The sequence below is a fragment of the Iamia sp. genome (assembly GCF_035575815.1).
In the GTDB taxonomy this organism is placed as follows: Bacteria; Actinomycetota; Acidimicrobiia; order Acidimicrobiales; family Iamiaceae; genus Iamia.
On record NZ_DATLXO010000182.1, the window covers coordinates 1 to 12899 of the forward strand.

Genomic DNA, 12899 nt, shown 5'->3' on the forward strand with positions numbered 1-12899 from the left:
GCTCGACAGCCTCGGTAGCAGCTTCACCGGTCGCAGCGGCGAGGTCGACGACCTCGTGAGCGCGCTGCGCACCGAGCTCGACTCCGCCTATTGGAGGGGTGGTGCGGCTGACCGGTTCCGCAGCGCGTGGGACAGCGAGTATGAGCCCGCTCTGCGGAACCTGTCGACCGCGCTCATCGACGCGTCCGACGAGGTCCGGTCCCGGGCCCGGGCCCTCGAGCAGGCCGGCGCCTGAGCCCGGCGGCCCCCGCCGGCCCGAAGGTCGCGTCCCTCGGTCCCGGTCGCGTCGGCTCTGCCGTCGGCCGACCTCTTCTCAGATCCCGACCCCACCCCCGGCACTGCCGGGGGTGGGGTCCTTGGCGCGCCCGTCGAGGCTCGTCACCGGTGCGCGGATCGTCCGCGCGCTGTTGTCCTGGTGCCCGGTGGGGAGGCTTTCCCATTCTCAGCGGGTGGCGGTGTCGGTACGTTGCCCCCATGGCACGTACGACATCTCCTGAGCGGCTCGAAGAGCTCGCTGGACGGTTGGATCGCGAGGCGGCCCGGTTGCGCACCGTCCGGTTGGCGCTGCGTCGTGACGTCCAGGAGACCGAGGCCTATTGGGAGGGTCTGGTTGCGGATCGGTTCCGAGGTCACACCGGTACTGAGCACCGTCAGCGCCACATCGACCTGGCCCACGATCGGGTGGCCGCGGTGGCCCGCATGTTGCGAGCGGCGGCACGCGAGCAGTCGAGCGTGCGACCGTGACCGAGCCCGAGGTGGAGCCGGTGGTGCTGGTGGTGTCGGTCGACGAGCTGCGGGCTCTGGGCCGGGTCGCCGATGTGGTGGTGCCCGCCTTCGTCGAGGACGACGACCCTGCTGATCCGATCGTTGACCTCGCCGCGGTCCGGGGGCTCATGGCCCGGGGTCTGGTGGCCGCATCGGGGGCGGCGCCGGGTGACGCGGTGCGCCTCGATGACGACCTGGCGACGGTGCTGGCCCCGGCCCGCTCGGGCCGGGTGCTCGCTGAGGTCGACGACGAGGTCCGTGCGACCGGGCCCTGCACGTGGGCGGCGGTCGGCGACGACACCGGGGCCTCGACCGTCGTGGTCGGCCACGGTCCTGGTCTGGTGACCGTCGAGCTGTGCTCGGATGCGGTGCCGGCGGTGGTGGCGGCCCGGTGCGGGGTCGACGAGGTGTCCACCGACCCCGAGCCGGAGCGCTTCTCGGTTGCTCTCGGCGCTCAGATCGCCGCCGATGAGGTGGTCCTCGACGGTGACCTTGGTGGTGCTGTCGCCCTGTTGGGCGAGGCTGGGGTGCCGGTCACATCGGCCCGCCGTTGGGTCGATGTGGTCGCCACCCGCAGCCGGGCGGTCGGGGTGCAGATCGCCCGCAACCTCGGCGCCGGCCCCGATGGGCCCTTCGAGGCGGCCGAGGTGCACTGGCTCGTCGCCGCCGATGGCACCGCCTGGCAGCTCGCCGTCGACCTCGACGACCTCGGCCCCGATGACGACACGGCCTTCGAGCTCGATCACGACGACCTCGACGACGAGGAGCCCGACGACGTCCGCGTGGTCGTGGCCCCGGTCAGTCGGGAAGACCTGCGCGCCGCGCTGGTCGAGGCGCTTCGGCCCGGCGTCCACACCACCAACCCCGGAGGGCTCTGATGGCCACCAACCTCGAGAAGTTCATGAAGGGCCTCCGCCAGGTCGAATCGGGCGGCAACTACACGATCGAGAGCGCCCCCAACTCTGGCGGCCGCGGGACCGCCACCGGCGCCTACCAGTACCTCGACAGCACGTGGAACAACCACAAGGGGTACCGGCGCGCCAAGGATGCCCCGAAGTCGGTGCAGGACGCCAAGGCCCGCAGCGACATCGGCCGGTTCTACAAGAAGTACAAGCGCTGGGACCTCGTGGCCATCGCCTGGCACGCCGGCCCCGGCGTGGCCGACAAGTTCAAGGACAACCCCTCGGGCGTAACCAAGGGCGACAGAAACATCTCCACCAAGACCTACGTGAAGCGGGTGCTGTCCGCGGCGGGGCTGAAGGCCACCAGCGGTAACGGCAGCGGCGGAGGCTCCGATGGCGGCGAGGACCGGCCGTCGACCGGTGGAACCCGCCGGCGGCCGTGGCAGCTTCCCCGCAACGTCACCGGCAGGGGTGGGCGCATCACCATCGACGTCCACCGGATGCACCGCCTGTCGCGCAGCTTGACCGGGCACCTGGCGGTGTTGGAGTCGGTGCGGCGCCGCGGCTCGGAGGTCGCCGGCGCGCTCGACGCACTGGTCCTCGACGATGCCGGTGACACCCGCCGGATCCGCGCCGCGCTCGACACCGCCTTGTCCGACGACTACGGCGTCGGGCGGGCCCGGAACCTCCTGGTCCGCGACATCGGCTATGTCGTGGAGGCCCGGGAGCGGGCCCTCGGCGCCGATCGCACCGACCGCGACGAGCGACGGGTGATCGAACGGCTCATCGCGTCGCTCACCCCCGGCACCACCGCCCTCGCCACCCGCCGCAAGGTCCGTCGCCTGCTCCGCGGCCTCTACGAACCGGCCTCGGGCGGCTCGGGCGGCTCGGGCGGCTCGGGTGGTTCGGGCGGATCCGGCGGCATCCCTGACCCCGAGGACGTCAGCAAGGGCACGGCGTGGGGCGGATCGCAGGCGCCCTTCACCCAGCTCATCACGCCGTTCATGAAGAAGCTGGGCCTCCCCGCCGGGTCGCTCAAGCGCCCCGGTGACACCGTCGCCGGCCCCGGCATGTCCGACCACTACACGGGCAAGAGGGACGCCTACGCCACCGACTACCCGACCTACAACGGGGAGGGTCGGGCCCGAAAGCTGGCCCAGAAGCTGGGCATCCGTAACTGGCAGCCCAACAGCTACGACAGCTCGATCGTCAAGTTCGGGGGCCGGAGGTTCCGGGTCCAGATCCTGTGGGGCTCGGGGATCGGCCACGGCGACCACATCCACGTCGGCGTCCAGCGGGTCTGACGCCGGTCCGACCTGATGGGAGCGTGGCCACCGCTACTTGGAGCCGGGGCGGGCCGCCTCCTGGTCGAGCCGGTCCGAGGGTGACTGCCCCGAGTCCTCGGCGGCGTAGGTCCAGTCCGGTTGCTTGTCGCGGTGGCGCTCGTCGTAGACCGCCTCGACACCCTCGGGCCCGTCGACGAACCCCTCCAGCTCGGCGATGAGGTAGGGGTCGGTGGGCCCGACGCGGCCCTCGGCGTGGGCCACGAACGCCTCGGGGAACAGGGCGAGCGCGCTGGCGACCACGCGTTGGTGCTGGGTCGCGAGGAAGCAACGGGCACCGACCTCGATGGTCCGCAGGTGATCCTCGATGGCCACCAGGTCGGCCCCCCCACTGCCACCCCGCCGGAGGCGGTCCAAGGAGTCGGCCACCGCTCGTCCGTCCTGCTTGCACGGGGTGCACTGGCCGCACGACTCGACGGCGAGGAACCGCGACACGCCGTGAGCCACGGCGACCGGGTCGACGCTCGCATCGAAGACGATGAACCCGCACGCCCCGAGCCCGCTGCCGGCGGCGTCCATGGCCTCGTAGGTGAGGGCCGTGTCGAGCTGCGATGCCGGCAGCAGCCGGTTCGACACCCCGGACATGACGGCGGTGATCTCGCCGGTCACCGGACCGCCACCCGCGGTGGCGATCAGCTGCCGGAGGGGCGTTCCCATCGGGACCTCGATGACCCCGCAGGTGCGGAGGTGGCCGGTGACGGTGCACACGATGGAGCCGGGGGAGTCGGTCGTGCCGACCTCGCGGAACCACGTCGGGCCGTGGGCCACGATGAGGGCCACGTGGGCCAGCGTCTCGACGTTGTTGACCAGCGCCGGCGGCGACGCGCTCCCCACGGCGGCCATCTCGGTGCCGGCGGCGCCCGCCGAGTCGTCGCTGTCCTCGTCGAGCCCTCGCCGCCACGGCGGCGCGATGCGGGGGAACGGCAACCGCCCCTCGACCACCTCGAGCAGGGCGGTCTCCTCCCCGAAGAGGTACTCCTCGGGGCCTTCCACCACATCGATGGACACCCCGTGGGTCCAACCCGCGGCGGACATCTCTGCCGCCGCGGACCGGAGGCGGGCGACCTCGGTGGTGAAGCGAGCCTTGGTGGCCACCACCACTTCGTCGGCACCGATGGTCAGGGCGGCGATGAGCGCCCCCTCCAGCACCCGGTACGGGTCGGCCCGGATGAGAGCCCGGTCCTTGAACGACCCGGGCTCGCCCTCGGCCGCGTTGACCACCACCGTGGCCGGCAGCTCAGCGGAGCGCTGGTCGACCACGCTGCGCCACTTGGTCGCCGTCGGGAAACCGGCCCCACCCCGCCCCCGCAGACCCGAGGCCTCCAGCACGGCGAGCACCGCCTCGGCGCCGGCGTCGAGGACGATCCGCAGCCCTGCGCCCCCGCCGATCGCCTCGTACCCGGGCAGGTCGACCACCGGTTCGGCGTCGAGCACTCGTGAGATCGATGTCATGGGTGATGCCCTACCCACCGCGATCGCCGTCACGCTCGCCCGCCGCCGACAAGCCCGATGGCACACCACCGGGCCCGTGATGACGACGGCCCGACATCGGTCGGGCGGTCGGAGGCCACCCCGGGGCGGAGGTCCGCGGCCCGGCGCGAGGCGTGGAGCTGAGTCGCTCGAGCAGGCGGTCCGCTCCGGCTGCCGGGTAGAACGCGTTTCGCGCCAGCTCGCCGCCGGGCCCCGACCGCCCGTTCTGTCGGTGACGCGACGGCGCCGGTGCGTCCCGGGTGATGTCGAAGCGGAACGGGTCGTCGAAGTGGTCCTCGTCCCGGTTGGCCGAGATGTACCACATGCTGATCTTGTCGCCGTCGCTGATCGTGTGGTCGCGCAGCTCGAAGTCCTGGGTGGCGTTGCGCCGGAAGTAGAGCACCGGGGTCGCCCACCGGAGGATCTCCTCGACCGCGCCCTTGATGTAGCGGTCGGGGTCCGAGGCCAGCAGGTCGTACTGGTCGGGGTTCTCCAGGAAGGCGTTCATGCCGTGGGCGATGGCGTTGCGGGTCGTCTCGTTGCCGGCGACCAGAGCAGCAGGAAGAGCAGGTTGAAGTCCATGTCCGAGAGCGACTCGCCGCCGACCTCAGCCGAGAGCAGGGCGGTGATGATGTCGTCGGCCGGCTGCTGGCGGTGCTTGTCGGCCAGGCCCTGGGCGTACATGAACATCTCGACCTGGGCCTCGGAGAGCTTCTCCTCCGACACCCGGTACTCGGGATCGTCCGCACCGATCATCCGGTTGCTCCACTCGAAGATCTTGTGCCGGTCCTCGCCGGGCACGCTGATGAGCTCGGCGATGACCTCCAGTGGCAGCTCCGCGGCGATGTCGACCACGAAGTCGGACTCGCCCCGGGGCAGGACCTCGTCGAGGCTGCCGGTGGTCAGCTCGCGGACGTGGACCTCCATCTGGCCGATCATCCGGGGCGTGGAGCCCCGGTTCACCAGGCGCCGGTAGCGCGTGTGATCGGGCGGGTCCATGAAGAGCATGAGGTTGCCGGCGGCGCTGGGGGCGTCGTCGCTCGCGGGCCGGTTCTCGCGACCCACGACCCCGCCGCGGGCGGCCGCGGAGGAGAACGTCCCGGCATCGCGGTTGCAGGTCATCACGTCGTCGAGCTTGGTGATGATCCAGAACCCTGGGCCGTCGGGCTCGTCGTGGAAGTGCACCGGCTCATTGGCGCGCAACCAGGTGAACCACTCATGGGGGGTGCCCTCGGTGAACCGGTCGAAGTTCAACAGGTCGATCTGGCTGGCGTCGATGTCGGTCATGGATCCTCTACCTCCCTGGAAGCTCGGCGCTCGCTCACGGTTTGGTGCTCCTCACGATCCACATGGCGAAGAACTGGGCGGCGCCGCCGTAGGCGTGGCCGAGGGCGGTGGTGGCCCCGTCGACCTGGTGCTCTCCGGCCTGACCGCGCACCTGCAGGGCGGCCTCGGCGAAGTGTCGTCTGGTTCGCTCGCTGCGCTCCCTCACAGGGTGTGCTTCTCGTAGTCGGCGCGAGGCGCGTCGGGCTCGCCGGTCGGTCGCCAGCCCTCGACCGCGGTGCCGAGGCCGTAGCCCCGGTCATCGGCGCCGCGCAACTCGGGCGGGGCCCACACGGCGGTGACCCGCAGGCCCATGCAGATCTCGTCCGGGGCGACCTCGATCAGCCGCTGCTGGCCGATGGTCCCGTCGGCACCGTCGAGCAGGATGCTGGCCAGGGCGTAGTCGGAGCGCTCCTTCTGCCCGGTGTACTGGATGGGCGTGAGGACGGTCCACGACGTGACCAGGCCACGATCGGCGACCTCGACCTCGTCGTCGGGCCCGGTGGCGATCACGCAGATCGAGCAGAACCCCTTGGGCGGCACGAACACCAGGTCGCACTGCGGGCAGCGGTGGCCGGTGATGCGCCCGTCGGCCAGGGTGTCGTCGAAGGCCTGGGCCACCGGGTTGGTGCGCAGCGTGTAGTCGAGGCCGATGAGCTGGGCCATGAACCGCACCGGTCCGGTCGCGTCGGTGTCGGTGGTCTCGGCCATCAGCCCTCCTCAGGCTCGAAGCAGGCGATGTCGGTGATGTGCCCGGTGCGCTCGGTGGCCCAGCGGACCCTGACCCGCATGCCGGTGTGCACCGAGGCGGGATCGCCGGCGTCGAGGGCGTGCACCATTGCGGTGTCGGGCCCGTCGAGCTGCACGAGGGCCCAGGCGAAGGGCCGGTCGAGAGGGTGCTTGCGCAGCGGCTCGAACACCCACGACCAGCCCGTGACCACCCCGTCGGGCCCGACCGGAACCAGCTCGTCGACGGCGTCACCGCTCTCGGGGTCGTACTCGAGGGGCGGGCAGATGACCCAACCGGCGGCGGTCCGGCTGGCCAGCACCGTCTGGTCGCGCAGGGCGGTGAGGAACGCCCCGACGACCGGTCCCAGGCTCCTCCGGTACAGGAGCTCCATGGTGGAGGTGGATTGTCCGCTCGCCACCTCGGCAGTAGAACACATTCTACTTGAGGGGTCCACCGGCCCGACTTTTGCCGAGTTTCCCCAGCCGATTGCCGCCGTCGGGAGAACGTGTTCTACTTCCCCCCATGGCGTTCAACCTGGCCGACCTCGCCGAACACACCGTCGATGTGGTTCCCGACCGCACCGCGCTGATCTGCGGCGACCGCTCGGTGACCTTCGCGGCGCTCGAGGGGCGGGCCAACCGCCTGGCCCACCACCTCGCAGCGGTGGGGGTGGGTGAGGGCGACCACGTGGCGATCTACTCCTACAACAGCATCGAGTACGTCGAGACGATGCTGGCGGCCTACAAGCTCCGCGCCGTGCCCATCAACGTGAACTACCGCTACGTCGAGGACGAGCTCATCTACCTGTTCGACAACGCGGACGTGGTCGCCGCGGTCTACCAGGCAGAGTTCGCCCCTCGGATCGCAGCCGTGACCGATCGCCTCCCGAGGCTCAGGCACCTCGTCGAGATCGGCGACGGCACCGACGGCGTCGACCCCTCGGCCGAGTCCGGGGCCGTGGACTACGAGACGGCCCTGATGGCCCAGTCGCCCGAGCGGAATTTCGGTCCCCGCGACGACGGCGACCTCTACATCCTCTACACCGGCGGCACGACCGGCATGCCCAAGGGCGTGATGTGGCGCCACGAGGACGTGTGGCGCGCCCTCGGCGGCGGCATCGACTTCCTCACCGGCGAGCGGATCACCGACGAGCACCAGCTCGCCCGCCTTGGGGCCGAGGCGCCGCCCTCGATGGGCCTGGTGCTGGCCCCGCTCATGCACGGCGCCGCCCAGTGGGGCACCCTCGGCGGGCTGTTCAAGGGCGTCACCAACGTGTTGCTGCCCCGCTTCGACCCACACCTGGTGTGGGATGCGGTCGAGCGCTACGGCATCGGCGTGGTCACCATCACCGGTGACGCCATGGCCCGGCCCCTCATCGAGGCGCTCACCGAACGCAGCTACGACACCTCGTCGCTGGTCGCCATCAGCTCCACCGCCGCGGTCTTCTCCCCGGTGGTCAAGGACCAGCTCTTCGAGTTGCTGCCGAACGTGTTCATCAGCGAGGCGGTGGGCTCCTCGGAGGGCGGCTTCAACGGTCTGCGCCTCGTCGAGAAGGGGGCCACCGACAGCGGCGGCGGGCTCATCAACGTCCCCCTCGGCCCCGATTCGGTGATCATCGGCCTCGACGACGAGCCGGTCGCGCCCGGCGAGGTCGGGCGCCTGGCCCGGGGCGGCAACGTGCCCCTCGGGTACTACAAGGACCCGGTCAAGACGGCGGCGACGTTCATCGACGTCGGGGGCAAGCGCCACTCGGTCCCGGGGGACTTCGCCCGCCTGGAGCTCGACGGCACCATGACGCTGTTGGGCCGGGGCTCGCAGTGCATCAACTCCGGCGGCGAGAAGATCTACCCCGAGGAGGTCGAGTCCGCCCTGAAGGCGCACCCCAAGGTGTTCGACGTCCTCGTCATCGGCATCGACGACGAGCGGTGGGGCCAGAAGGTCGCGGCGGTCGTCCAGCCCCGTGCCGGTGAGGCGCCCACCCTCGACGAGCTGGCCGAGCACTGCCGCACCCGCCTCGCCCGCTACAAGGTGCCGCGGCAGCTCCACCTCGTTCCCGACATGCCCCGCCAGCCCAGCGGCAAGCCCGACTACACCCGCGCCCGCAAGGTCGCCGAGGAGACCGCATGAGCGAGCGCCGCGAGCGCACCAGCCTGACCGAGATGTTCGACATCGAGTACCCGATCTTCGCCTTCTCGCACTGCCGTGACGTGGTGGCCGCGGTGACCAACGCCGGCGGCATGGGAGTGCTCGGCGCCCTCGCGTTCTCGCCCGACGAGCTCGAGATGGAGCTCACCTGGATCGACGAGCACGTCGGTGGCCGGCCCTACGGGGTCGACGTGGTGATGCCGGTCAAGACCGTCGACCGCGACGCCGGCATCGACGACGTCGCCGACATCGGCGCCCAGCTGCGGTCCCACATCTCCCAGGACCACTGGGACTACGTCGATGCGATCCTCGTCGACCACGGCGTCGATGTGACCGCCGGCTCGGGCGAGCTCGACGCCGGGGCGGGCCTCGGCGCCGGGGTGCTGGGCTGGACCGCGGCCACGGGCGCCCCCCAGATCGAGATCGCCCTCTCGCACCCCATCGCCCTGTTGGCCAGCGCCCTCGGCCCACCGCCGAAGGCGGCCATCGACCAGGCCCACGCCCAGGGCGTGAAGGTGGCGGCGCTCATCGGTCGGGTCGAACAAGCTGTCCGCGACGTGCAGCTCGGCGTCGACATCATCATCGCCCAGGGATACGAGGCCGGCGGTCACACCGGCGACGTGGCGTCCATGGTGCTCATCCCCGACGTGGTCGACGCCGTGGCCCCCGTGCCGGTGCTCGGTGCCGGTGGCGTCGGCTCCGGCCGGCAGATGGCGGCGGCCATGGCCCTGGGCGCGGCGGGCGTGTGGACCGGGTCGATCTGGCTGACCGTCGCCGAGAACGGCTCGTCGCCGGTGGTGACCGAGAAGCTCCTCGCCGCCACCTCGACCGACACCGTCCGCTCCCGGGCCTACACGGGCAAGCCCGCCCGCCAGCTGCGCACCGCGTGGACCGACGCCTGGGAGGCCCCCGAGTCGCCCGGCACCCTGCCCATGCCCCTGCAGTTCATCCTCAACTCCTACGCCACCCAGAAGATGGGGGCGAACCCGCCTCGCGAGCTCGTCGGCATGCCCGTGGGGCAGATCGTGAGCCGCATGAACAAGGTCCGCACCACCAAGCAGGTCGTCGTCGACATGGTCGACGAGTACGTCGACGTCGCCTCGCGCCTCACCTCCGACCTCGAAGGCTGATCACCATGACCCTGACCGAGAACCACGACCCCGCCGCCGAGCGCTACACGATCATCTCCGCCGACTGCCACGCCGGGGGCAGCCACAAGGCCTACCGGGAGTACCTCGACCCGAAGTTCGTCGCCGACTTCGATGCCTGGCGGGGCGAGTACAAGAACCCCTACAAGGACCTGGGTGACAAGCGGCGGCTGCGCAACTGGGACAACGAGATGCGCAACTCCCAGCAGGAGGCCGATGGCATCGTCGGCGAGGTCGTGTTCCCCAACACCGTGCCGCCGTTCTTCCCCAGCTTCGTGCTCTTCGCCAAGCCGCCCACCGGCGAGCAGTACGAACACCGCCACGCCGGCGTGCAGGCCCACAACCGCTGGCTGGTCGACTGGTGCGGGGAGTTCCCCCAGCGCCGCGCCGGGGTCGGTCAGATCTTCCTCAACGACGTCGACGACGCCATCGCCGATGTGCGCTGGATCAAGGATCACGGGCTCCGGGGCGGCATCCTGCTGCCCAACATCGCCCCCGACGTCAAGTGGGTGAAGCCGCTGTACGACCGCTGCTACGACCCGCTGTGGGAGGTCCTCCAGGACCTCGAGGTGCCGGTGAACGTGCACAGTGGCACCGGCAACCCGGACTACGGGTCCTACCCGGTCTCGATGCTGCTCTACATCAACGAGGTGCCCTTCTACACCGAGCGCCCGCTGGTGCAGATGATCCTCTCGGGCGTCTTCGAGCGCTTCCCTCGCCTCAAGGTCGTGCTCACCGAGGCCGGCTGCGCCTGGGTGCCGCCGCTGCTCGACCGCCTCGACCAGACCATCCGGGGCATCCGCGAGACCGGCGCCACCGGGGAGATCCGCTACGGCGACGAGCACGTCCTCTCGCGCGACGCCACCGAGTACTTCCACCAGAACGTGTGGATGGGCGTCAGCCAGCCCCGACAGGCCGACGCCGAGGCCCGCCACGTCATCGGCCTCGACAAGTTCATGTGGGGCAGCGACTACCCCCACGACGAAGGCACCTACCCCTACACCCGCGAGAACCTGCGGGCCCGGTTCCACGACGCCCCCGAGGCCGAGATGCGCCAGATCCTCGCCGGCAACGCGGCGAAGATGTACGGCTTCGACCTCGACGCCCTGGCCCCGCTGGCGGCGCGCGTCGGCCCGCGCGTCGATGAGGTGGCGATGCCCATCGACGAGCTCCCCGACAAGCGCCTCGACCGGCTCTCCGCCGACATGGACACCCGGGCGATCAAGTGACCGACGCCAGTGCCTACGGCGCCGGGGGCCCGTCGGCCTCCCCCGCCCCTGACCCGGGCGGGAGCCTCGTGCTCCTCGACGACCCCGCCCCCGGGGTGAGGCGGGTCACGCTGAACCGCCCCGAGAAGCGCAACGCCCTCAACCACCGGCTGCGCGGCGAGCTGATCGCCGCGTTGCAGACCGCGGACGACGACCCTGCGGTGAAGGTGTCGATCGTCCGGGGCGCAGGCACCTGCTTCTCGGCCGGCTACGACCTGGGCGGCGGCAACGAGGGCCAGGACTACCCGCACTTCACCGCCGGCGGTGATGGCCAGTGGCCTCGGCACGTCACCGAGACGTGGATGGGCATCTGGGACATGGCCAAGCCGGTGATCGCCCAGGTGCACGGCTACTGCCTGGCCGGGGGCAGCGAGCTGGCCACCGGGTGCGACCTCGTCTACGTGGCCGACGACGCCCAGATGGGCTACCCGGCGGTGCGCTTCGGGGTCCCCGACATGCACTTCCACGCCTGGTTCCTGGGCATGCGGGCGGCCATGGAGATGATGGTCACCGGCGACTCCATCTCCGGGCTCGAGGCCGTGCGCCTCGGCTGGGCCAACCGGGCCTTTCCGGCCGCCGACCTCGACGACGAGGTGGTGGCCGTGGCGAAGCGGATCGCGCTCATCCCCACCGACATAGTGTCGCTCAACAAGCGCACCGTGCACCGGGCCATGGACGCCATGGGCCTGCGCTCGGCCATCCGCGCCGGTACCGAGCTCTGCGCCCTCGGCACCAAGCAGGAGAGCTTCGTCGAGTTCATCGACAAGATCGACGAGATCGGGCTGAAGGCGGCGCTCCAGCAGCGCGACGAGGCCTTCGGTGATTACCGCACCAGACCTTGAGCTCAACGTGGGACCGTCGCTGAGCGCACGGCCGCCGGTGTGAGCGCTCCGGCCCCGCCCGTCGCCCCGCCGGCAGGATCGTGGGGATCGTCCCGGATGGTGGGGCTGATCGTGGCCATCGTCGTGCTCGCCGTGCTGTTCGTCCGGCGGGAGGGCCGGGCGTCGGAACCGGTGCTGCCCCTGGCGCTGCTGCGGGACCCGGTGATGCGGGTCTGCGTGGGCGTGAACTTCACCAGCGGCCTTCTGCTGTGGTGTGGCATCTTCTTCGTCCCGCTGTTCGTGCAGGAGGTGCGGGGCGTGTCGCCCACCCGAGCCGGGTTCGTGCTCATGCCGCTCACGTTCGGGGCCGCTGCCGGCACCCTGGTTGCGGGCCGCCGGGTCGAGGGCTCGGGCCGCTACCGGTTCTGGCCCTGGCCCTGGGCCGGGTCGGTGCTGATGCTCATCGGCGTGGCCCTGCTCTCCACGCTGGGAGCGACCACCCCGGCCCTGCTCGGGGGCGGGTTCGCCCTGCTGCTCGGCACCGGCGTCGGCTTCGTCATGCAGCCGTCGCTGGTCGCCGCCCAGACAGCGCGCCGCCTCGCCACCTGGGCACGGCCACCTCGACCGCCCTGTTGTTCCGCTCCCTCGGCAACACCATCGGCATCCCGATCTTCGGCGGCATCCTCAACGCCGGTCTGATCGGTGGTCCGCGTGACGCGGCCGCCTTCGCCGACGTCATCCCGCTGGTGTTCCTCGCCGCGGTGCCCGTGGCCATCGCCTCGGTCGTCATCGCGTCCCGCCTGAAGGACCGTCCCCTGCGCGACGAGGTCGCCCTACTCCCCGCCGCCCCCGCCGTCACCGACGGCTGAGCCCGGAGCTCCCGACGGCCCGGCGACCCCACCCGAGATTCACCCTTTCGGGGCGCTCGTCGGCGGGGTCGAGGGCGGCGGATGCGTGGATCTCGTCCCTGGCGGCCCACGGGTT

Annotated in this window: 15 protein-coding genes and 1 pseudogene; 10 read left to right on the forward strand and 6 right to left on the reverse strand. The window is 71.2% G+C overall.

The features are described 5' to 3' along the window. The 4 genes from VNL12_RS18490 to VNL12_RS18505 form a co-directional block, all read left to right on the forward strand. Window positions 1–235, forward strand: a 235-nt coding sequence (locus VNL12_RS18490; protein WP_325595703.1) for a WXG100 family type VII secretion target, incomplete at its 5' end; no start/stop codon positions are given. A gap of 239 nt (window positions 236–474) precedes the next feature. Beyond that, window positions 475–744, forward strand: coding sequence for a hypothetical protein (locus VNL12_RS18495; protein WP_325596475.1), 270 nt, complete (start codon window positions 475–477; stop codon window positions 742–744). Continuing rightward, on the forward strand, window positions 741–1643 hold the full coding sequence (locus tag VNL12_RS18500) for a hypothetical protein (RefSeq protein WP_325596477.1): 903 nt from the start codon (window positions 741–743) through the stop codon (window positions 1641–1643). Before VNL12_RS18495 ends, VNL12_RS18500 begins: the two co-directional genes overlap by 4 nt. Next, window positions 1643–2971, forward strand: a complete 1329-nt coding sequence (locus VNL12_RS18505; protein ID WP_325596478.1) for a hypothetical protein — start codon at window positions 1643–1645, stop codon at window positions 2969–2971. The genes VNL12_RS18500 and VNL12_RS18505 overlap by 1 nt, the downstream gene beginning before the upstream one ends. Window positions 2972–3004: 33 nt before the next feature. On the opposite strand, the gene VNL12_RS18510 is transcribed toward VNL12_RS18505, so the two are convergent. From VNL12_RS18510 to VNL12_RS18535, 6 genes and pseudogenes are all read right to left on the reverse strand, one after another. Beyond that, window positions 3005–4462: an NADH-ubiquinone oxidoreductase-F iron-sulfur binding region domain-containing protein gene (locus VNL12_RS18510; RefSeq protein WP_325596480.1), complete on the reverse strand. Its 1458-nt coding sequence runs from the start codon at window positions 4460–4462 to the stop codon at window positions 3005–3007. A 10-nt stretch (window positions 4463–4472) separates the two neighbouring features. Continuing rightward, complete coding sequence (locus tag VNL12_RS18515; protein WP_325596482.1) at window positions 4473–4988, reverse strand: cytochrome P450; 516 nt, start codon at window positions 4986–4988, stop codon at window positions 4473–4475. After that, on the reverse strand, window positions 4985–5767 hold the full coding sequence (locus VNL12_RS18520) for a hypothetical protein (RefSeq protein ID WP_325596484.1): 783 nt from the start codon (window positions 5765–5767) through the stop codon (window positions 4985–4987). The genes VNL12_RS18515 and VNL12_RS18520 overlap by 4 nt, the downstream gene beginning before the upstream one ends. Window positions 5768–5801: 34 nt before the next feature. After that, window positions 5802–5939, reverse strand: a pseudogene (locus tag VNL12_RS18525) (thiolase C-terminal domain-containing protein); the annotation flags it as partial. 29 nt (window positions 5940–5968) lie between these two features. Further along, entirely contained in the window at window positions 5969–6514 is a 546-nt protein-coding gene (locus VNL12_RS18530; protein ID WP_325596488.1) for a Zn-ribbon domain-containing OB-fold protein, read from the reverse strand. Next, a complete protein-coding gene (locus tag VNL12_RS18535) occupies window positions 6514–6951 on the reverse strand; it encodes a Zn-ribbon domain-containing OB-fold protein (RefSeq protein WP_325596490.1) in 438 nt (145 codons plus the stop codon). Before VNL12_RS18535 ends, VNL12_RS18530 begins: the two co-directional genes overlap by 1 nt. Window positions 6952–7055: 104 nt before the next feature. Between VNL12_RS18535 and VNL12_RS18540 the strand changes: the two genes are divergently transcribed. The 6 genes from VNL12_RS18540 to VNL12_RS18565 are packed head-to-tail and all read left to right on the forward strand — an operon-like array spanning window position 7056 to window position 12784. Next, window positions 7056–8660 carry an acyl-CoA synthetase gene (locus VNL12_RS18540; RefSeq protein ID WP_325596491.1) on the forward strand — a complete coding sequence of 535 codons (1605 nt, stop codon included), beginning with the start codon at window positions 7056–7058 and terminating at the stop codon, window positions 8658–8660. Continuing rightward, window positions 8657–9808 (forward strand): nitronate monooxygenase, encoded by a 1152-nt coding sequence (locus VNL12_RS18545; RefSeq protein ID WP_325596493.1) that lies wholly within the window; start codon window positions 8657–8659, stop codon window positions 9806–9808. The genes VNL12_RS18540 and VNL12_RS18545 overlap by 4 nt, the downstream gene beginning before the upstream one ends. Before the next feature lie 5 nt (window positions 9809–9813). After that, the gene (locus VNL12_RS18550; protein WP_325596495.1) at window positions 9814–11055 is read left to right on the forward strand and encodes an amidohydrolase family protein; all 1242 of its coding nucleotides are present in this window, start codon (window positions 9814–9816) and stop codon (window positions 11053–11055) included. Beyond that, the gene (locus VNL12_RS18555) at window positions 11052–11936 is read left to right on the forward strand and encodes an enoyl-CoA hydratase-related protein (RefSeq protein WP_325596497.1); all 885 of its coding nucleotides are present in this window, start codon (window positions 11052–11054) and stop codon (window positions 11934–11936) included. The genes VNL12_RS18550 and VNL12_RS18555 overlap by 4 nt, the downstream gene beginning before the upstream one ends. Before the next feature lie 39 nt (window positions 11937–11975). Continuing rightward, the gene (locus tag VNL12_RS18560; RefSeq protein ID WP_325596498.1) at window positions 11976–12614 is read left to right on the forward strand and encodes an MFS transporter; all 639 of its coding nucleotides are present in this window, start codon (window positions 11976–11978) and stop codon (window positions 12612–12614) included. After that, complete coding sequence (locus VNL12_RS18565) at window positions 12548–12784, forward strand: hypothetical protein (RefSeq protein ID WP_325596500.1); 237 nt, start codon at window positions 12548–12550, stop codon at window positions 12782–12784. Before VNL12_RS18560 ends, VNL12_RS18565 begins: the two co-directional genes overlap by 67 nt. The last annotated feature ends 115 nt before the right edge of the window (window positions 12785–12899 follow it).